Annotated in this window: 1 protein-coding gene; it reads right to left on the reverse strand. The window is 53.8% G+C overall.

Going from position 1 to position 264, the window contains the following annotated elements:
* A partial coding sequence (gene ybeY / locus FN960_RS24260) for an rRNA maturation RNase YbeY (protein ID WP_143850827.1) occupies positions 1 to 264 on the reverse strand: 264 nt, incomplete at both ends.

A 264-nucleotide genomic window follows, 5' to 3' on the forward strand; every position in this document is an offset into this window, starting at 1 on the left:
TCATAGCCCAGAGCAAGCATAATCTCTGTTTCGAGGGCTTCCATTTCTTCTGCTTCGTCATCTTCGATGTGATCGTAACCTAACAAATGCAGACTGCCGTGCACCACCATATGCGCCCAGTGCGCCTCCAGTGGTTTGCCTTGCTCCTGAGCTTCCTTCTCAACCACCTGACGGCAGATAACCAGATCGCCCAGTAGCGACATCTCCATGCCAGGCGGCACTTCAAACGGGAAGGAGAGCACGTTGGTCGGCTTATCCTTACCG

The sequence above is a fragment of the Alkalicoccobacillus porphyridii genome, from assembly GCF_007293315.1.
GTDB lineage: Bacteria > Bacillota > Bacilli > Bacillales > Bacillaceae_D > Alkalicoccobacillus > Alkalicoccobacillus porphyridii.